General features: G+C 69.1%; 18 protein-coding genes and 1 tRNA gene. 1 reads left to right on the top strand and 18 read right to left on the bottom strand.

From position 1 onward, the window contains the following. Positions 1 to 99: 99 nt before the first annotated feature. From OHT21_RS13960 to OHT21_RS14020, 13 genes are all read right to left on the bottom strand, one after another. The gene (locus tag OHT21_RS13960; protein ID WP_328768600.1) at positions 100 to 795 is read right to left on the bottom strand and encodes an arsenate reductase/protein-tyrosine-phosphatase family protein; all 696 of its coding nucleotides are present in this window, start codon (positions 793 to 795) and stop codon (positions 100 to 102) included. Beyond that, on the bottom strand, positions 792 to 1439 hold the full coding sequence (locus tag OHT21_RS13965) for an L-threonylcarbamoyladenylate synthase (RefSeq protein ID WP_328768601.1): 648 nt from the start codon (positions 1437 to 1439) through the stop codon (positions 792 to 794). The genes OHT21_RS13960 and OHT21_RS13965 overlap by 4 nt, the downstream gene beginning before the upstream one ends. Positions 1440 to 1519: 80 nt before the next feature. Then, complete coding sequence (prmC, locus tag OHT21_RS13970; protein WP_328768602.1) at positions 1520 to 2359, bottom strand: peptide chain release factor N(5)-glutamine methyltransferase; 840 nt, start codon at positions 2357 to 2359, stop codon at positions 1520 to 1522. Positions 2360 to 2456: 97 nt separating this feature from the next. Then, entirely contained in the window at positions 2457 to 3533 is a 1077-nt protein-coding gene (gene prfA, locus OHT21_RS13975) for a peptide chain release factor 1 (protein WP_328768603.1), read from the bottom strand. A 101-nt stretch (positions 3534 to 3634) separates the two neighbouring features. Next, positions 3635 to 3856 carry a 50S ribosomal protein L31 gene (gene rpmE, locus OHT21_RS13980; RefSeq protein ID WP_151478101.1) on the bottom strand — a complete coding sequence of 74 codons (222 nt, stop codon included), beginning with the start codon at positions 3854 to 3856 and terminating at the stop codon, positions 3635 to 3637. Positions 3857 to 4123: 267 nt separating this feature from the next. After that, on the bottom strand, positions 4124 to 5257 hold the full coding sequence (locus OHT21_RS13985) for an LCP family protein (protein WP_328768605.1): 1134 nt from the start codon (positions 5255 to 5257) through the stop codon (positions 4124 to 4126). 409 nt (positions 5258 to 5666) lie between these two features. Further along, positions 5667 to 7718, bottom strand: coding sequence for a transcription termination factor Rho (gene rho / locus OHT21_RS13990; RefSeq protein ID WP_328768606.1), 2052 nt, complete (start codon positions 7716 to 7718; stop codon positions 5667 to 5669). A 386-nt stretch (positions 7719 to 8104) separates the two neighbouring features. Next, on the bottom strand, positions 8105 to 9022 hold the full coding sequence (gene thrB / locus OHT21_RS13995) for a homoserine kinase (RefSeq protein ID WP_328768607.1): 918 nt from the start codon (positions 9020 to 9022) through the stop codon (positions 8105 to 8107). A gap of 263 nt (positions 9023 to 9285) precedes the next feature. Next, positions 9286 to 10344 (bottom strand): threonine synthase, encoded by a 1059-nt coding sequence (gene thrC, locus OHT21_RS14000; protein ID WP_328768609.1) that lies wholly within the window; start codon positions 10342 to 10344, stop codon positions 9286 to 9288. 6 nt (positions 10345 to 10350) lie between these two features. Further along, on the bottom strand, positions 10351 to 11643 hold the full coding sequence (locus OHT21_RS14005; protein ID WP_328768610.1) for a homoserine dehydrogenase: 1293 nt from the start codon (positions 11641 to 11643) through the stop codon (positions 10351 to 10353). A gap of 178 nt (positions 11644 to 11821) precedes the next feature. Further along, positions 11822 to 13213: a diaminopimelate decarboxylase gene (lysA, locus tag OHT21_RS14010; RefSeq protein ID WP_328768611.1), complete on the bottom strand. Its 1392-nt coding sequence runs from the start codon at positions 13211 to 13213 to the stop codon at positions 11822 to 11824. 22 nt (positions 13214 to 13235) lie between these two features. Beyond that, positions 13236 to 14540, bottom strand: a complete 1305-nt coding sequence (nrtL, locus tag OHT21_RS14015; RefSeq protein ID WP_328768612.1) for an ArgS-related anticodon-binding protein NrtL — start codon at positions 14538 to 14540, stop codon at positions 13236 to 13238. Between the two features lie 167 nt (positions 14541 to 14707). Continuing rightward, positions 14708 to 15190 (bottom strand): response regulator, encoded by a 483-nt coding sequence (locus tag OHT21_RS14020; RefSeq protein WP_443050363.1) that lies wholly within the window; start codon positions 15188 to 15190, stop codon positions 14708 to 14710. A 154-nt stretch (positions 15191 to 15344) separates the two neighbouring features. Here OHT21_RS14020 and OHT21_RS14025 point away from each other — a divergent pair. Further along, positions 15345 to 15416: transfer RNA gene (locus OHT21_RS14025), tRNA-Arg, on the top strand. 232 nt (positions 15417 to 15648) lie between these two features. On the opposite strand, the gene OHT21_RS14030 is transcribed toward OHT21_RS14025, so the two are convergent. Genes OHT21_RS14030 through OHT21_RS14050 form a run of 5 tightly spaced genes read right to left on the bottom strand, consistent with a single transcriptional unit; the run spans position 15649 to position 19435 of the window. Beyond that, positions 15649 to 17022, bottom strand: coding sequence for a tyrosine-type recombinase/integrase (locus tag OHT21_RS14030; RefSeq protein ID WP_328768614.1), 1374 nt, complete (start codon positions 17020 to 17022; stop codon positions 15649 to 15651). Continuing rightward, positions 17019 to 17192 carry a helix-turn-helix transcriptional regulator gene (locus OHT21_RS14035; RefSeq protein WP_328774078.1) on the bottom strand — a complete coding sequence of 58 codons (174 nt, stop codon included), beginning with the start codon at positions 17190 to 17192 and terminating at the stop codon, positions 17019 to 17021. Before OHT21_RS14035 ends, OHT21_RS14030 begins: the two co-directional genes overlap by 4 nt. Before the next feature lie 11 nt (positions 17193 to 17203). Then, positions 17204 to 18595 carry a replication initiator protein RepSA gene (repSA, locus tag OHT21_RS14040; protein WP_328768615.1) on the bottom strand — a complete coding sequence of 464 codons (1392 nt, stop codon included), beginning with the start codon at positions 18593 to 18595 and terminating at the stop codon, positions 17204 to 17206. Then, complete coding sequence (locus tag OHT21_RS14045) at positions 18592 to 19248, bottom strand: SAM-dependent methyltransferase (RefSeq protein ID WP_328768616.1); 657 nt, start codon at positions 19246 to 19248, stop codon at positions 18592 to 18594. The genes repSA and OHT21_RS14045 overlap by 4 nt, the downstream gene beginning before the upstream one ends. Beyond that, a complete protein-coding gene (locus OHT21_RS14050) occupies positions 19241 to 19435 on the bottom strand; it encodes a hypothetical protein (protein WP_328768617.1) in 195 nt (64 codons plus the stop codon). The genes OHT21_RS14045 and OHT21_RS14050 overlap by 8 nt, the downstream gene beginning before the upstream one ends. Positions 19436 to 19482: the final 47 nt, after the last annotated feature.

The raw sequence follows: 19482 nt of genomic DNA on the forward strand, positions 1-19482 counted from the left end.
TCCCAAACGCGCCGCTCGCATTGCTCGGCCCTGGCGGGCCTCCCAAGCTTCGCGCCGCTGCGCCTGCCTCCGGCCGTCGGAGGTGGTCCCGCGGCCGGGTCAAGTGCGGGCCGGCACTCCCGTCAACGCCGTCACCACAGGATCGATCGCCTGCTGAATCTCGTCCCCCACCGAGCGGAAAAACGGCAACGGCGCCCCATACGGGTCGTACACCTCGTCCGCCTCCACCGTCGGCGCCAGCAGCCACCCGCGTAGAGCCGCCGCGGCGCGGACCAGGGCCCTTGCGCGAGCGACCACACCGTCCTCCAGGGGAGGCAGGGTCGCCGGGTCTATGGCCTTCACCAGGCGGGTGAACTCCTTGAGGGTGAAGGTGCGCAGGCCCGCCGAGTGGCCCATGGAGATGACCTGGGCACGGTGGTCGCGGGTGGCCGTCAGGACCAGGTCCGCTCGGATGACGTGCTCGTCCAGGAGTTCCCGGCCCACGAAGCCGGAGGCGTCCGCGCCGAAGTCGGCGAGGACCGCTTCCGCGTTGGCCTCCATGGGGGCGCCCTCGTGCCCCCAGGTGCCGGCGCTCTCCACGATCAGACCGCCCCTGGGGGTCCCCCCGGCGAAGCCAGGGGGAGGGTCGCCGAGGCGGTCCGCCAGGGCATGGCGGGTCAGCCGCTCGGTGATCGGCGAGCGGCATACGTTGCCGGTGCTGACGTGGAGGATGCGGAAGGTGTCCCGGGGTAGCCCTGTGAAGGTCCCCGTATCGTCCCCGTTGCCTATGCCACGCCCCGCGTCAGGGGCCGTCAATTCGCCACCTCGAGGTCGGGTACCACCTTGCGCAGCTCCTCGGCGGACAGCGCACCCGCACGCAGCAGAACCGGCACCTTGCCCGTGACGTCGACGATCGAGGAGGGCACGTTGCCGGGCGTGGGCCCGCCGTCCAGGTAGACCGAGACGGAGTCGCCGAGCATCTCCTGGGCGGCGTCACAGTCCTCCGGCGCCGGATGGCCGGTCAGATTCGCCGAGGACACGGCCATGGGACCGACCTCGGTCAGCAGCTCGATGGCGACCGGGTGCAGCGGCATGCGCACGGCGACGGTGCCACGGGTGTCCCCCAAGTCCCACTGGAGGGACGGCTGGTGCTTGGCGACCAGGGTCAGCGCACCCGGCCAGAACGCGTCGACGAGCTCCCACGCCATCTCGGAGAAGTCCGTGACAAGGCCGTGCAGCGTGTTCGGGGAACCGATGAGAACAGGCGTGGGCATATTGCGCCCACGGCCCTTGGCCTGCAGCAGATCGGACACGCCTTCCGAGCTGAACGCGTCGGCGCCGATGCCGTACACGGTGTCCGTGGGCAGCACCACGAGTTCGCCCCGGCGTACGGCGGACGCGGCCTCGCGCAGCCCCGTAGAGCGGTCGGTCGCGTCGTTGGTGTCGTATCGCCGTGCCATTTAGGGAGCCTCCTCGTACACGTACTGCTGGCTTGAAGTCTTCGAACAAGGCGTGCCGAACGCAATGCCGCGCGCCGAGTTCACGGCATCGCCCTGCGGGCGGTGGCGAACCGCGGCCGGTTGTTGAGGTCGGGGTGGTCGGCGGCGTCGGCCCAGCCCCGCTCCTCGGTGAAGATCCACGGCACCTGCCCGCCCTGGGTGTCGGCGTGCTCGATGACGACGACGCCGCCCGGCCGCAGCAGCCGGTGGGCGGTGCGCTCGAGGCCGCGGATCAGGTCGAGTCCGTCCTCGCCCGAGAACAGGGCGAGTTGAGGATCGTAGTCCCGTGCCTCGGGCTGTACGTACTCCCATTCCGTCAGCGGGATGTACGGCGGGTTGGAGATGACGAGGTCCACCTGCCCGTCGAGGTCGGGGAAGGCGTACAGGGCGTCGCCCTGGCGCAATTCGACCCTGGATCCCTCGACGTTCTTACGGGCCCACTGGAGCGCGTCCTCGGACAGCTCCACGGCGTGCACGCGGGAGCGCGGCACCTCCTGCGCCAGGGCGAGCGCGATCGCTCCGGAACCCGTGCACAGGTCGACGATGAGCGGTTCGACGACGTCCATCGCGCGTACGGCGTCTATGGCCCAGCCGACGACGGACTCGGTCTCCGGGCGGGGCACGAACACCCCTGGCCCCACCTGGAGTTCGGTGTACCGGAAGAAGGCCCGCCCGGTGATGTGCTGGAGCGGCTCGCGGGCCTCGCGGCGGGCGATGACCTCCCAGTAGCGGGCGTCGAAGTCGGCGTCCTTGACCGAGTGCAGTTGGCCCCGCTTCACGCCGTGCACGAAGGCGGCGAGCTCCTCCGCGTCATTGCGTGGCGAGGGCACGCCGGCATCGGCGAGTCGCTGGGTGGCCTGGGCCACTTCCGCGAGCAGCACGCTGCGGGGGTTCGGGGGTCGCCCCCCAAAATGTTGCTGCACGCTGGTCCTCCGGGGCTGAGCTGTTGTTCTGTCGCTACGAGGCGCTGGGCGGCCGTTACGCTGCGGCGAGCTTCGCGGCCGAGTCCGCGTCCACGCAGGCCTGGATCACCGCGTCGAGGTCGCCGTCGAGCACCTGGTCCAAGTTGTACGCCTTGAAGCCGACGCGGTGGTCCGAGATGCGGTTCTCCGGATAGTTGTACGTTCGGATCTTCTCGGAGCGGTCGACGGTACGGACCTGGCTGCGCCGGGCGTCGGCCGCTTCCTTCTCCGCTTCCTCCTGGGCCGCCGCGAGAAGCCTGGAGCGCAGGATACGCATCGCCTGCTCCTTGTTCTGCAACTGGCTCTTCTCGTTCTGGCAGGAGGCGACGACTCCGGTGGGAATGTGCGTGATGCGCACCGCGGAGTCGGTGGTGTTGACGGACTGGCCGCCGGGGCCGGAGGAGCGGTAGACGTCGATCCGCAGGTCGTTGGGGTTGATCTCGACGTCGATGTCCTCGGCCTCGGGGGTCACGAGGACACCGGCCGCGGAGGTGTGGATCCGGCCCTGGGACTCGGTCGCGGGCACCCGCTGCACCCGGTGCACCCCGCCCTCGTACTTCAGCCGGGCCCAGACGCCCTGACCGGGCTCGGTGGCGCCCTGGCCGCCCTTGGTCTTCACCGCGACCTGGACGTCCTTGTAGCCGCCGAGCTCGGACTCGGTGACGTCGATGATCTCGGTCTTCCAGCCGACGCGCTCCGCGTACCGCAGATACATGCGCAGCAGGTCGCCCGCGAACAGCGCGGACTCGTCGCCGCCGGCGCCGGCCTTGATCTCGAGGATGACGTCCTTGTCGTCGCTGGGGTCGCGCGGGACGAGCAGCAGCCGCAGCTTCTCGGTGAGCTCCTCGCGATGCTTCTCCAGCTCCTTGACCTCGGCCGCGAACTCCGGGTCGTCGGCGCCGAGTTCGCGGGCCGTCTCGATGTCGTCGCCGGTCTGCTTCCAGGAGCGGTACGTCGCGATGATCGGGGTCAGCTCGTGGTAGCGCTTGTTGAGCCTGCGCGCGTTCGCCTGGTCCGCGTGCACCGACGGGTCGGAAAGCCTTTTCTCAAGATCGGCATGCTCGCCGATCAGTTCCTCGACCGCCTCGAACATCTCCCGCTCCAATGACGTACGAATTTAAGGGGCTGCACCATGCAAAGCGCCGGTCCCGAAGTCCCCTTGCGGGGACAACGAGGACCGGCGCTGTGAGGTCGCTACTTCTTGGCAGCGGCAGCCTTGCCGAAGCGGGCCTCGAAGCGGGCCACACGGCCACCGGTGTCGAGGATCTTCTGCTTGCCCGTGTAGAAGGGGTGGCACTCGGAGCAGACCTCAGCGCGGATGGAACCGCTCTGGATCGTGCTGCGGGTGGTGAACGACGCGCCGCAGGTGCAGCTGACCTGCGTCTCGACGTACTCGGGGTGGATGTCGCGCTTCAAGGTGTCTCCTAGTTTCGGGAGGGCACCGGGTCGCTGCCGCGGGGTGCGGAGCGTGAACCGGGGCCGACGTACCAGTCTGCCATCGACTGGCGTCATCCCCCAAAACAGGGGGCGGGGCGCTTCTATTCCAGGCTGGCATCCAGCAGCCCGTCCGGCGATTGAGGACGAGGCCGTTCAGGCCGATGGGGTCTGGGGGCGTAGCCCTCAGCGGGGTGCAGGGGCGGAGCCCCTGGTTACGGGAAGGGGCGGGGTGGGGGAAAGTCAGCCTTAGCCGACGACGCCCTTCGCGGTGCCCGTTGCCGTGTCCTCGGTCGCCGCCTTCGGGATCGGGCGGTCGTTCTTCAGGGCCTTCCAGACCATGTCGGCCTTCGACTTGAGCATGAGGACCCGATTCCCGTCGGCCGGGTCGTACTGGACCGGCATCGTCACCATGGTCATGTTCGAGGAGCTGATGCCCTTGAGCCCGTTGGCGAACGACGCCAGGTCCTGGACCGACTCCAGGTCGGAGTCGGTGGTCACGGTGTTCGTCGCAGTGTCGGCGAGATCCCACAGCTTCTTCGGGCTGGTCAGTACGCCGATCTCCTTGACCTGCTCGACCAGCGCCTTGATGAACGCCTGCTGGAGCTGGATACGGCCGAGGTCGGAGCCGTCACCGACGCCGTGCCGGGTGCGGACCAGCCCGAGGGCCTGCTCACCGGTGAGCTGATGGGTACCGGCCTTGAGGTCCAGGTGGCTGTCCGGGTCCGAGATGTCCTTGTTCGTAGTGACCTTGACGCCGCCGAGGTCGTCGATGAGCTTCTGGAAGCCGCTGAAGTCGACCTCCATGTAGTGGTCCATGCGGATGCTGGTCATCGACTCGACGGTCTTCACCGCGCAGGCGGCGCCGCCGGTGGAGTACGCGGAGTTGAACATCGCGCCAGACGAGCCCTCATGGGTCTTGCCCTCGGTGTCGGTGCACTCGGGCCGCTCTATGAGGGTGTCGCGGGGTATGGAGACCACGCTGGCCTTCTTGTGGCCCTTGTAGACGTGCACGATCATCGCCGTGTCCGCACGGGCAGAACCGTCGTCGGCACCGCCGCCCAGCTTCTTGTTGCTGCCGGCGCGGCTGTCGGAGCCGAGTACGAGGATGTCCTGCGAGCCGTTGTCGACGTCCAGGGGCCGGTCGGTGCCGAGGGCTTGGTTGATGTCGACGCTGTCGAGGTTGTTGTTCAGCCTGAAGTACATGTAGCCGAGTCCGGTACCGCCGAGGACCACGACGCCCGCCGCGACCCAGGCCGTGACGAAGAGGGCCTTGCCGCGCGTGCTGCGCGGCTTGCGGCGGCGGCCCTTGGCGCGGCGGCGCGGGCCGCCGGGGCCAGAGGCATCCGGGTTGCCGGAATCAGGCGTGCTCTCGGCAGACATGTGCTCCTCAGTCCTCGTCCGGTCGGTTACCCCCTGTGTGCAGGGTCAGGCATGGCACGTCAGTCATGACTGGTATGTCAGGACCCGTCACGTCAGACGTTGAAACCGAAAAAAGGGTTGCACAACGCACTGCGACCACTCTGTGGGCGAATGTGAGCAACCGGTGACCTACGAGGACGAAGTTCGCCCGCTCACCTGCGATTTCAGGCCAAGTCTGCGTCCTGTTCACGGCGGGTGGCGATCTTCACAGGTGTGGCGAAGGTCTCGCGCCGGGAGCCTTCAGGGCCGTACAGCCGGGAGACTTCAGGGCCAGCCCTGCCAGCACCTGCTCATGCCCTGCGCAAAAAGGGGCTGCCCCCGTCACGTTCGTGACGGGGGCAGCCCCTCGAGCGATCAGAAAACGCCGGCGTCAGTCGTTGCCGTTGCCCGGCATAGGCGTCGTCTTCTGGATCTGGAGCAGGAACTCCGCGTTCGACTTCGTCTGCTTCATCTTGTCCAGGAGCAGCTCGATCGCCTGCTGCTGGTCGAGCGCGTGCAGCACCCGGCGCAGCTTCCAGACGATGCCCAACTCGTCGCTGCCGAGCAGGATTTCTTCCTTACGGGTGCTGGACGCGTCCACGTCCACCGCCGGGAAGATGCGCTTGTCGGAGAGCTTCCGGTCGAGCTTGAGCTCCATGTTGCCGGTGCCCTTGAACTCCTCGAAGATCACCTCGTCCATCCGCGAGCCGGTCTCGACGAGCGCGGTGGCCAGGATGGTCAGCGAGCCACCGTCCTCGATGTTGCGCGCGGCACCGAAGAAGCGCTTCGGCGGGTACAGCGCGGTCGAGTCGACACCACCGGACAGGATGCGGCCGGAGGCGGGGGCGGCGAGGTTGTACGCACGGCCCAGACGCGTGATCGAGTCGAGCAGTACGACCACGTCGTGGCCCAGCTCCACCAGGCGCTTGGCGCGCTCGATGGCCAGCTCCGCGACCGTGGTGTGGTCCTCGGCCGGGCGGTCGAAGGTCGAGGAGATGACCTCGCCCTTGACCGACCGCTGCATGTCGGTGACCTCTTCCGGACGCTCGTCGACCAGGACGACCATCAGGTGGCACTCGGGGCTGTTGACCGTGATCGCGTTGGCGATCGCCTGCAGGATCATGGTCTTGCCGGTCTTCGGCGGGGCCACGATCAGACCGCGCTGGCCCTTGCCGATCGGCGCGACCAGGTCGATGATCCGCGTCGTCAGCACCGCCGGGTCGGTCTCCAGACGGATCCGGTCCTGCGGGTAGAGCGGCGTCAGCTTGTTGAACTCCGGGCGGCCACGGCCGAGTTCGGGCGCCATGCCGTTGACGGAGTCGAGCCGGACCAGCGCGTTGAACTTCTCGCGGCGCTCGCCCTCCTTCGGCTGCCGGACCGCGCCGGTGACGTGGTCGCCCTTGCGCAGACCGTTCTTGCGGACCTGGGCGAGGGAGACGTACACGTCGTTCGGACCGGGCAGGTAGCCGGACGTACGGATGAACGCGTAGTTGTCGAGGATGTCCAGGATGCCCGCGACGGGGATCAGGACATCGTCCTCGGCGACCTGCGGCTCGGCGATCTCGTCGCGGCCACGGCGGCCACGGCGGTCCCGGTAACGACCGCGACGGCCGCGACGGCCGCCCTCGAAGTCGTCCCCGTCCTCGTCGGCCCGCTGCTGGCGGTCCTGGCGGCCGCCGCCCTGCTGCTGGCCACGCTGCTGGTTGCCGCCGCCCTGCTGGTCGTCACCCTTGCCGCGGCCGCGGTCCCGGTCCCGACCGCCTCGGTCGCCCCGGTCGCCCCGGTCGCGGTCACGGTTGCCCCGGTCACGGCCCTGGCGGCCCTGGCGGCCCTCGCCACCCTGGTCACCGGAGTCGGCCCGGGCCTCGCCCTGGGGCTGGGCCTGAGCGGGAGCCTCGGTCTTCGGCTCGCTCTTCGCCTCGGCGGTGACCGTCTCGGGGCTGCCCGCATCGGCGGTGGCCCGACGACGCCGACGCTCGGCCGGAGCATCGTCACTGGCGGGCTGACCGGGAATCTCGATCTGCTGCTGGGCCACGGCCTTTTCAGCCTTCTCGGCCTTGTCTGCCTTGCCCGCGCTGTCGGCCTTCTTCTCGCTCTTCTCGGCGGGCGCTGCGGAGTCGTCCCCCGTACGAGCCTTCGAGGTGGCCCGGCGCTTCGGCTTGGTCTCGGTGGCTGCCTCGGCGGTCTTCGCCGGGGCGCCCCCTCCTGCCTGCGCCTCCTTGATGACCTCGATCAGCTGGCTCTTGCGCATACGCGCGGTGCCCCTGATGCCGAGGCCGGATGCGACCTGCTGCAGCTCGGCCAGCACCATGCCCTCAAGGCCACTGCCGCGGCGCCGACGGGAGCCTGAAGCACCGGTGGCAGGCGCGGCGGAGGCGTCCGTGGCGGGCGCGGCAGCGGTCTCCTCGACACGTGCGCCCATCAGATCGGTGGTGTCGCTCACGAAGGGTCCTTCCCTGGAGCGGACGTCGGCCTGTCTGGCTCGGCGACCGGTTGTGCTGTCCGGCTTCGGTCCTGTGATGTGGACCGTGCCGGGGCGGTGGTCCGCCAAAGAGGCGGAGGGCATATCTGGTGATGGCGTTTCCGGGTGCCGTGACACTGAGGTGCGGTGTCGGCCGGCTCGGTCACGCCGGTTCCGGAGCGTGCTCAGGACTGCTCAGCGCATAGCGTCCAATGCGTTGCACAAAGCAGTTTGGGAGGCTCCCGGAAAGAGGTCTGTCCCGGACGGGGACACGAAGCACCTCGCCATGGTGGGGTCGGGTGCAGACTTGAGATTAACACTACCGGATCCAACAAACATTCCCCCTCTCCAAATCCGGCAACCGTGTGTCAGGTGGCAAGCGGCAGCACGCTCGCTCCCTGGGCATCGAGGCTCAGCCGGTTGGCCGCCCAGCCCTCGCCGGCCAGGCGGGAGACCTTGTCGGCGGTGGCTTCGTCGGCCAGTGCGAGCACGGTGGGGCCCGCGCCGGAGATCACGGCGGGGATTCCGTCGGCCCGCAGCCGCTCCACCAGGGCGGCGCTCTCCGGCATGGCCGGAGCCCGGTACTCCTGGTGCAGTCGGTCCTCGGTGGCGGGCAGCAGCAGCTCGGGGCGCCTGGTGAGGGCCTCTACGAGCAGGGCCGCACGGCCCGCGTTGGCGGCGGCGTCGACGTGCGGCACGGTGCGCGGCAGCAGTCCGCGGGCGGTCTCGGTGAGGACGGGCTTTCCGGGTACGAAAACCACCGGAACGATGGATTCGGCGGGATCCATCCTGATGGCGCGCGCAGCGCCGCTCTCCATCCAGGACAGCGTGAAACCGCCGAGCAGGCAGGCCGCGACGTTGTCGGGGTGGCCCTCGATCTCGGTGGCGAGCTCGAGAAGCGCCTCGTCGTCGAGCTTCGCATCGCCGCCTATGGTCACGGCGCGCGCGGTGACGATGCCCGCGCAGATCGCGGCGGACGAGGAGCCGAGGCCACGGCCGTGCGGGATGCGGTTCGCGCAGACGATTTCGAGTCCGCGCGGCTGTCCGCCCAGCAGATCGAAGGCGGTACGGAGGGAACGTACAAGAAGGTGAGTCTCGTCACGCGGGAGTGTCTCGCTGCCCTCACCTGCGATGTCGATGTGCAGTCCGGAGTCGGCCACCCGGACGACCACGTCGTCGTAGAGCCCCAGCGACAGGCCGAGGGCGTCGAAGCCCGGGCCGAGGTTGGCGCTGGTGGCGGGGACGCGCACCCGGACGGCGGCGGCGCGGAACGCTGGACCGGCCATCGCTCGATGACTCTCCTTGAGCTTGAGCTGCGAGATTGTCGAGATGTGTCGAAATCCTGCGAGACGAACGGAAGATCACGGAAGACCCGGCGGCCGCAGAGACGGCGCGGCACCGCGGCATATGCGGCGGGCGGGTTACGTACAGCCTATCGAAGGAAGGTTCCGTGGCGACATAGGGCGCACGGGAGGCGCACGATGCGTGTCGTAAGCCCCTTGTGCACCCCCTGTCAGGATTTGCAGGCCGGCGAAGCCGAGCGCCGCGCTTACGCGAGGCCCAGGCGCTCCGCCGCCGTTGCCGCGTCCACCGGGACCGTGACGGGCTGCGGGGCGCCCGCGACGGCCCAGTCCGGGTCCTTGAGGCCGTTTCCGGTCACCGTGCAGACGATGCGCTGGCCCAGGTCGACCTTGCCCTGCTCGGCGGCCTTCAGCAGGCCGGCGACGGACGCGGCGGAGGCGGGCTCGACGAAGACGCCCTCCTGGGAGGCCAACAGCCGGTAGGCGCGCAGAATCTCACGGTCCGTCACTTCGTCGATGAAACCGCCGGATTCGTCCCGCGCGGCCAGCGCGAGCTTCCATGAGGCCGGGTTGCCGATACGGATTGCCGTGGCGATGGTCGACGGATCCTTGACGACCTCTCCGCGCACGATCGGAGCGGAACCGGAGGCCTGGAAACCCCACATTCGAGGGGTTTGCTGCGCGACTCCGTCGGCCGCGTACTCCGTGTAGCCCTTCCAATAGGCCGTGATATTGCCCGCGTTACCCACCGGCAGGACGTGAATGTCGGGTGCGTCACCCAGCATGTCCACGATTTCGAACGCGGCTGTCTTCTGGCCCTCGATACGCACCGGGTTGACTGAATTCACCAGCGCCACGGGGTAGTTGTCGGACAGATTGCGCGCGAGCGTGAGGCAGTCGTCGAAGTTCCCGTCGACCTGGAGGATCTTCGCGCCGTGCACGAGTGCCTGGCCCATCTTGCCGAGCGCGATCTTGCCCTGCGGGACGAGCACGGCGGAGACCATTCCGGCCCGTACGGCATACGCGGCGGCGGAAGCCGACGTGTTCCCCGTCGAGGCACAGATGACGGCCTTCGCGCCCTCTTCCTTGGCCCGGGTGATGGCCATGGTCATCCCGCGGTCCTTGAAGGACCCGGTGGGGTTCGCGCCCTCGACCTTGAGGTGAACCTCACAGCCCGTGCGCTCGGAGAGCACCTGCGCGGGCACGAGCGGCGTACCGCCCTCACGGAGCGTCACGACCGGTGTGCTGTCGGATACCGGCAGCCGGTCCCGGTACTCCTCGATGATTCCGCGCCATTGGTGGGTCATTGCTGGTTACTCTCCTTCAACCCGCATGATGCTGGCGACACCCCGCACGGTGTCGAGGTTGCGCAGCGCCTCGACGGTCCCGTTCAGGGAGGCGTCGGACGCGTGGTGGGTGACGACGACCAGAGAAGCCTCGCCGTCCTTGCCCTGCTGGCGAACCGTATCGATCGAAACGCCGTGCTCGGCGAAAACGGTCGCGACCTGGGCGAGAACACCCGGTTTGTCCGCCACATCGAGACTGATGTGGTATCGCGTGACGACCTCGCCCATCGGCGAGACGGGCAGCTGGGTGTACGCGGAGGCGCCGGGTCCGGTGGCGCCGTTGATCCGGTTGCGGCAGACGGCCACGAGGTCACCGAGGACCGCGGAGGCGGTCGGCGCACCGCCCGCGCCGGGACCGTAGAACATCAGCTGCCCCGCGGCGTCCGACTCGACGAACACGGCGTTGTACGCGCCGCGCACGGAGGCGAGCGGGTGGGCCAGCGGAATCATCGCGGGGTGCACGCGCGCGGTGACGGATTCCCCGTCGGCGGCCCGCTCGCAGATGGCGAGCAGCTTGATGGTGCAGCCCATCCCCTTCGCGGAGGCGAAGTCGGCGGCGGTGACCTCGGTCATGCCCTCGCGGTACACGTCGTCGAGCCGCACGCGCGTGTGGAAGGCGATTCCGGCGAGGATCGCGGCCTTGGCGGCGGCGTCGAAGCCTTCGACGTCCGCGGTGGGATCGGCTTCCGCGTACCCGAGCGCGGAGGCCTCGTCGAGGGCCTCCTGGTAGCCGGCGCCCGTCGAATCCATCTTGTCGAGGATGAAGTTGGTGGTGCCGTTGACGATGCCGAGCACGCGGTTGACCTTGTCGCCGGCGAGGGACTCGCGCAGCGGCCGGATCAGCGGGATGGCACCGGCGACGGCCGCCTCGTAATAGAGGTCCTTGTTCTGCTCCTCGGCGATGGCGTGCAGGCCCGCGCCGTCCTGGGCGAGCAGCGCCTTGTTCGCGGAGACGACGGAGGCGCCGTGCTCGAAGGCGGTGGTGATGAGGGAGCGGGCGGGCTCGATACCGCCGATGAGCTCGACGACCACGTCGATGTCCCCCCGTTTGACGAGGGCGGTGGCGTCGGTGGTGATGAGCTCGGCCGGGATGCCCACCCGCACCTTGTCGGGCCGCCGGACGGCGACGCCCGCCAGCTCGACGGGGGCTCCGATACGGGCGGCGAGGTCGTCGGCGTGCGTCGTCATGATGCGCGCCACCTCTGAGCCGACAACACCACAGCCCAGCAGCGCCACCTTCAGCGGACGCGTACGCATCATCCGACCTCGTTTCCTCTTACCGTCACGGTGGATCCAGTCTCACTCACCGGACGGGACTTTCTATGCCATGTCCGGATCGTGAGATGTCTATTTCATTTCTCCGGCGGCCGACCACAGGAGATCTTCCGCCGGTTGTCTGCGTACGTCAGCGGGTCATCCGGCTGCGTACGTCAGTGGCTCATCCGACATCGAGGCGCAGCAGGTCCTCCTCCGTCTCCCGGCGCACGATCACCCGGGCCTCGCCGTCCCGGACCGCGACGACGGGCGGACGCAGCGCGTGGTTGTAGTTGCTGGCCATGGAGCGGCAGTACGCCCCTGTGGCCGGCACGGCGATGAGGTCGCCGGGCGCGAGATCGGCGGGCAGGAAGGCGTCGCGTACGACGATGTCGCCGCTCTCGCAGTGCTTGCCGACGACGCGTACGAGCATGGGTTCGGCGTCGCTCACACGGGAGACGAGGGAGACGGTGTACTCGGCGTCGTACAGCGCGGTGCGGATGTTGTCCGACATGCCGCCGTCCACGGAGACGTACGTACGCAGTCCGTCGAGCGGCTTGATGGTGCCGACCTCGTACAGGGTGAAGGCGGTCGGGCCGACGATGGCGCGCCCCGGCTCGACGGAGATGCGGGGGGTGCGGAGCTTCGCGGACTCGCACTCGCGCGTGACGATCTCGTGCAGCGCCTTGGCGATCTCGTGGGGCTCGCTCGGGTCGTCCTCGCTGGTGTAGGCGATGCCGAGGCCGCCGCCGAGGTCGATCTCGGGCAGCTCGACGCCGTGCTCGTCGCGGATCTCGGCGAGCAGCTTGACCACCCGGCGCGCGGCGACCTCGAAACCGGCCATGTCGAAGATCTGCGAGCCGATGTGGCTGTGAATCCCGATGAGTTCGAGCCCGTCGAGGGCGAGGGCCCGTCGTACGGCCTCGGCGGCCTGCCCGTCCGCGAGCCCGATGCCGAACTTCTGGTCCTCGTGGGCCGTGGCGATGAACTCGTGCGTGTGCGCCTCGACGCCGACCGTCACCCGGATCTGCACGCGCTGCCGCTTGCCGAGCGATTCGGCGATGTGCGCGACACGGACGATCTCCTGGAAGGAGTCGAGGACGATGCGCCCTACGCCGCTGCTGATGGCCTCGGTGATTTCCGCGGTGGACTTGTTGTTGCCGTGGAAGGCGATGCGCTCGGCCGGCATACCGGCGGACAGGGCCGTGGCGAGTTCGCCCGCGGAGCAGACGTCGAGGTTGAGCCCCTCCTCGTGCAGCCAGCGCACGACGGCGCGCGACAGGAACGCCTTGCCGGCGTAGAAGACATCGGCGTCGTCCCCGAAGGCGGTGCGCCAGGCGCGCGCCCGCGCACGGAAGTCGGCCTCGTCGATGAAGTACGCGGGCGTACCGAACTCCTCGGCGAGCTTCTTCACGTCGATGCTGCCCACGCTGACGACCCCGTCGGTCGTACGGGTCACGGTCTGCGCCCAGACCTTCGAATCCAGGGCGTTGAGATCGGTGGGCGGCGCGGTGTAGTGCCCCTCGGGCAGAACATCGGCGTGACGGGGCCCGGCGGGATGTGCGGAACGGCTCATGACTTGTCTTTCTTCGGCTCTCTCAGAGGTGTTCGGGTGCGTCGATGCCGAGCAGGGTCAGGCCGCCGGCCAGCACCGTCCCGGCGGCTTCGGCAAGCGCCAGCCGGGCCCGGTGGGCGGCCGAGGGTTTCTCGTCACCGAGGGGGAGGACGCGGGTGACCTCCTGGTAGCGGAGGAAGGCGTCGGCGATGACGACGAGGTGGCGGGCCAGGTGGTCGGGGGCGCGGCGGGTGGCTGCGGTGGCGAGGGCCGGGGGGTAGTCGGCGAGGGCGGTGAGGAGGGGGGGTGGGCCCGCGTGATCGGGGTGGTACGAGTTGTTGGGGTGGTGCGAGTTGTTGGGGTGGTGCGAGTTGTTGGGGTGGTGCGGGTTGGTGGGGTGTTCTGGGCGTTCTGGGCGTTCTGGGCGTACGTCGCTGGGGGCGCTGCCGAAGCCCAGGTCAGCGGCGTTGCGGCTGAGGGCTCGGGCGCGGGCGTGCGCGTAACGGACCCGGAAGAGGGGGTTGGTCTCGCGCTGCACGAGGTGGTCGGCGGTGATACGGGGCCGGTCGTGGGGAGCGGGGTGGAGAAGGGCCCAGCGGGCGGCGTCGGGGCCTAGGAGGGTGGGGTCGTTGGGGGCGGGTGTGGGGCGGAGGGTTATGTCGAGGGGGGCGGGGGCTTCGAATGCCGGTGCCGGGCGGAGGGTCACGTCGAGAGGGGCGGGAGCGCCGGGTCGGCTGGGGGTGTCGACGGTCACGGCGAGGGGGGCGGGGGCTTCGAATGCCGGTGCCGGGCGGAGGGTCACGTCGACGGGGGCGGGAGCGCCGGGTCGGCTGGGGGTGTCGACGGTCACTCCGAGGGGTTCGGCCCGTGCGGGGTCCGGCTCGGCCTCGCAGGACGTGTGGACGAGGGCGCCCTGTGAGCGGAGGATGCGGGCGAGCACCTGCCCAGTGACCGCTGCCCGCACCTCGCAGGGGTGGTGCAATCGCACGACCTGCCCGCTCGGCTCCTCGGCGTGCCCGTACCGATGGCCGCGCCGCAAGATGTCCCTGACCAGGGCCTCCGCTCCACCGTCGAGCGTGATGTTGAGGAAGCCGGGCCCGGTGATCTCGACGCTTGCGACGCCCTCGGCCTCGGTGATGAGCGGCCGCAGGATCTCGGCGACGTGACGCGGCGGACGCCCGGCGGGCCGGGCCAGCTGCAGGGCGACATTCGTGGCGTAGTCCCCACACCCTCCGGGCCCCGGCGGCGCCACCACGGCCCGCGCGGGCACGGCCACACTGAGCTCACCGGCGTCCACGGCACGGCGCACGGCGCACAGGACGGTACGGGAGAGCTCGACGGGGGTCACGGGGACAAGCGTATGGGAGGAGGGGGGTGGGCAAGCGAGCTGATTTGGGGAGGGTCCGGGATGTGGACGGGAGACGTGGAGGGCACTGGTCCAGGGCGTCAGCGTACGAATTCTTGGAGCGCCGACCCGCCGGGGCTGGACCGTCACCCCTCCCTCTCACTTCCCCCTCAACCGCCGGCGCGCCCCGCACGCTCCGCGCGCTCGGTCCCGCCGGTGGGTCCCGAAGGCCCGAGCGGACTCCCGAGGGACGCTCCACCACCTTGCCGCCCACCCCCTCGCCGCTCCATCAACTGCCGTACGACTTGGACGAGTTCGGCAGGCTCGAAGGGCTTGGCCAGAAAGGCGTCCACCCCCACATCGAGCCCACTCTCGACCTCGTACTGCGAACAGGCGCTCACGACGGCGAGGGGCAGATTCCGGGTCCGCGGATCGGCACGGAGCCGGGAGGCGGTGCGCAGCCCGTCGAGCCTGGGCATCACCACGTCGAGGGTGACGACATCGGGCCGCACGTGATGAACGACATCCAGACACTCGGCACCGTCAGCCGCGGTCACGACCTCGAAGCCCTCCAGCTCGAGGTTGACCCTGATCAACTGCCGGATGACCTTGTTGTCGTCCACAACAAGCACCCGACCCGACGCGCCTGGCACAACTCGAGACTAGGTCCGCACCCCCGCCCGCGTCCGGCTTTTCCCCACTTCCACCCCGCCCGCGACCCCGCACCCCCACCCCAAAACCGGTTCCTGTACCCCCCGAAAGAGCTGGTAGGGTTCTACCCGTCGCCGCACACACCGCGCCCGACACGCCCCCGTAGCTCAGGGGATAGAGCAACGGCCTCCGGAGCCGTGTGCGCAGGTTCGAATCCTGCCGGGGGCACCCTTTCTGAGGTGCCTAAAGACCCCGTGACCAGCGAGTTCGCTGTGTGCGGGGTCTTTGCGTGTGTGCAGCCGTATGCAGCCCTGAGCGGCCCTGTGTCGGCGCCCGTGGACTATTCGTGGACAGGATCTTGAGGCATCTACCCTGGTCAGCCCCAGGAACGGCGAAGGCCCCCGGACGAATCCAGGGGCCTGAAGCCTAGCTCGGCTCACACGCTACTCACGCGCGGTCGTCACTCGTACTCGCGCAACAGCTCCTCGATCTTGCGGTTGGCGATCTCCTGTCGTCCGTCGATGCACTTCGCGTAGCGGCTCAGCAGGACCTCGACGCTGTTCCCCGCACGCTCGGCAACCTCGGTCGCGTCGACGCCGGAGTTGAGCCAGGTCGACAGCGCCGAGTGCCGCAGGTCGTACGGGCGGGCAGCGAGCGGCGAGGCGAAAACGGCCGGCGGGAGTGCCAGTGCGCGAGCCTCCTGCCAGACGCGGTAGTACGTCGACGAGCCGACCACTCCCCCGCGCTCGTTGGTAAACAGCCGCCCGTCCTGCGCAGCGCCGAAGGTGTCGAGGTGGTCCCGGAGGATCGCCACGAGCTGGGGCGGGATCGGTACGGGCCGGACCTCTTCGACGGGCCGGTTCTTGAGCCCGCGGTCATCGTGCGTCTCTCCCGAGTCGGTCCATCGCTTGCCGACACTGGGGCGAGTGCGGTTCAGCAGAGCGGTTCCCCAACCCGTTTCCGGCAGCTTCAGGTCCGCCTCTTTGAGGCCGACAGCCTCAGCCGGGCGAAAGGCGCCGTAATACATGCAGGCGAACAGCCCGACGAGTCGACGGCCACGCGCACGGCCATATCCACCAACGTACGAGATCGCAGTCAGCAGAGCGCAAGCCTGTTCGGGGTTGGCCACGACTCGGGGATCTACTTCCTTGACCACCTTCGGTTTCTTCCAGCGAACCGCAGTGATCGGATTCTCTTTGAACTCACCGAGATCCACCGCATAGTGCATCGCGTTGACCAGCGTCCGCCGCTTGCGCCGTACGGTTTCCGCCGCAGCCGCCGTTCCGTCGAGCTTGAGTTTCAGGGAGTCGAGAACGGCGCGGCCGAGTGCTGCATCAGTGAGGTCCGAGAGCGGACGCGACGCCTTGGCCACCCAGTGCAGCGTGTTCGCGATCTCTGTCGGCAACTCGCGGTCATCAGGGCCGGGGAGGACAAAGGCCCAGTTGCGAAGCGCCTTCCTGAGCAGATTGTCGGCTGGCCGTCCGGGACGGTCGTCGAGGAGAGCCACCGTGACAGCGGTCAACGCCTCGTTGATCCCGTCGCGTGTGTTTGGTGCAGCGTGCGGCCACTTCATGGCGAGGTACTTCAGCGCGAACGCGTACCACGTCATGGAGGGCGCCTTTTCGACCATCGAGTCAGGCAGCCCAGTCGCCGTGTCGAATTCCTCGCCATCGCGCATTGCACGGAGCAGCTTGGAACGGTAGTTGTCGGCAAGTCCCTTGGTGCGGAATTGCTCGGAGCACACGTTCCCGGCAACGATCCACCTGACGTCATAGGACGGTTTCTTGGTGTTCCTCTTCCGAACGCCCCAGACCTTTACGTCGAGTGACTTCATGCCGCTGCCCTCTCTCGGCTGTTCAGCCACGCCATGAAGTCGCTCCGCCACACCCGCAGTTCACCATTGGGCAGCTTGAAAGCCTGAGGAGCCTGCCCCAATTCGCGCCAGCGATAGAAGGTCCGTCGTGAGACTCCCTTGAGCTCAGCAAGGATTTCCGGAACGGTCATCAGCTCGTCTTTCACGCCGGTTCTCCTTCCAAGGTGAGTTCGTCACGTAGGGCTTCGCGGGCGGTTTCGCGGTTGAGCTGGAGATCGCGGGCAATGGACGCCGCGAGAGCGGATTCGCCGGGGGTGTGGCCGTGTCCTGCGTACTGCCAGGAGGTGAGCACGAGCACGGTGTCCGGCTCGGTGCCGTCGAGGCCGAGCGTTTGGCGTTCCTGGCCGGCGCGGTAGTCGGCTCGGGTCTGCCGGAGCGCGCCGAGGGTGGTGGAGTAGCGGCGGGACTTGGAGGAAAAGTGCCCGCGAAAGCCCAGCATGTGAGCCCAAGCACGTAGCCGCCGGTCCGGGTAGAGCGGTTCGAGGTCAAAGCAGGCGTCGATGAGCCGGCGGGCATGGTCGGGCACGCCGAGCAAGACGGCCGCCTCCCGGTTGCCGATCGGCCGGTCGAGAGTACCGGTGTTCTCGGCGGCTTTGGTGGCGTACTTGGCGACGTAGGAGGCCACCGCCTGCTCCGTGAGGTCGGAGCCGTCGCCGAACGCCTTCACCGGCCGGATGTCGAGCTGAGCGCCCCACTGGAAGGTACGAGCCGGCTCGTCACCGGCAGCGGGCACGGACACCGAGGCGTACCGGTGCACCGCAGCGGCTCGGATCGCATCGGTGAGGAGTTCCACGGTGGCCCAGGACGGCGGCGGATCGTCGGGGCCGTCCGGTCCGTCGAGGCGGATCACGGCGTGGAAGTGGACCGCGCCGCGCTTTTGGAACTCGGCGACCTTGCCGTACGAGACCCGTGCGGTGTCGGCGAGTTCGCGTTGGGTGATGCCGGCCCGTGCGGCGATCTCCCGGCGCAGCCGCTTGACGAAGCGGTGCCACAGGTCCCCGGCGTGGTTGTTGAACAGCACCGCGCCCGCGTAGTCGTAGGTGGCCGGGTCGAGCGCGGTGCCGAGGGCGGGATCGTCCTCCGCATGCCGGGCGCCGCAGCGGCAGGGGCGGTTGCCGGGCCGGTTGTGGACCGGACCGAACGAGGGGGCGGTGAAGGTGGCGAAGACGCGGGGACGCTCCCGCACGGTGGCCGGGATCTCGTAACGGTCGTCGCCGGCGAGTCCGGCCCGGATGAGGTGGTAGGTGTCCCCGGCGTACGTCCAGGCGCAGGCCGGACAGCGGGACGCGCGGCGGTTGCCGCAGGCGATGCGCAGCCGGCCGCCCGGCTCGTGCTCGGTGCTGTAGCGGTGCAGCGTCTCACCGGTCGTCTTGTCCTTGGTGAGGGTCCAGCCGGTGAGGTGGATGGGGTCGGCGCAGCCGCCGGTGCGCTTGATCTGGTCTTGCCAGCGGTCGAAGCCCGGAGTCCCGGCCACCCGCAGCATGTCGGCGAGGGTGTCCGGGGCCAGGCCCGCGATAGTGGCGGTGTCGGTCACGCGGCCACCTCCAAACGGGAGGTAAGAAAGGCTCGGCCAAGGTGCTCGGTGTAGGCCGGGGGGATGCACTCGCGGATGCCGTCGCGGTTCATCCACGGCACGCCCATCACGGTGCGGGCGAGGGGGACGCCGGAGAAGTTGCCGATGAACTGGCCGTAGTGGCCGGGCGGGACGGGGCGGCCCATCTTGGCCTGCGGTGCGGTGTGCCGCAGGTGGCGGGGCTGGACGAAGGCGAAGCCGCCGCCGGTCTCGAAGTAGCGGTGCCGGTAGGTGGCCAGACCGAACATGCCGCCGCACAGCAGCACCGGTGTACGGAGCTTGGGCAGCGCGCCCCGGACGTTTTCGATGACGAAGGGTCGTCCGGTCGCTTCCAGCGCGGCGCGGGTCGGGCCGATCAGGTCGGGGTGGGTGTTGCCCTGGAGTCGCTGGCAGTCGCTGTCGAACTGGCAGGGCGGTGAGGCGTGGATGAAGTCGAATTTGGCGCCGTGTTCGCGGACGTAGTCGATCGCGTCGGCCTGGATGAACCGGAACGGGTAGCGGGGCTGCGGGGCGAGGTCGATGCCGGTGACGTCGAATCCGGCGTCGGCGTAGCCCTTGCCGGCACCGCCCTGGCAGCAGAACAGATCCAGGACGCTGAGACGGACATCAGACACGGGCCACCTCCCGCACGCGGGCCGGGCGGACGGTGCCGGTGCCGTGGCAGGTGGTGCAGTGCACGGTGATGGTGTGCAGGTGGCCGTGCTGGTCGCGTCCGCCGGAGGTGACGGCGGCGGTGGCGAAGCCGTCGCAGTTGGGGCAGGTCCGTGCCGGGGCAGCCAGGACAGGGGCGCAGTCAGACATGATGGAGGTTCCTTCCGGTTCAGTGGGATCGGGCAGGGACGGCACCC

The organism is Streptomyces sp. NBC_00286, from assembly GCF_036173125.1.
Classification (GTDB): domain Bacteria; phylum Actinomycetota; class Actinomycetes; order Streptomycetales; family Streptomycetaceae; genus Streptomyces.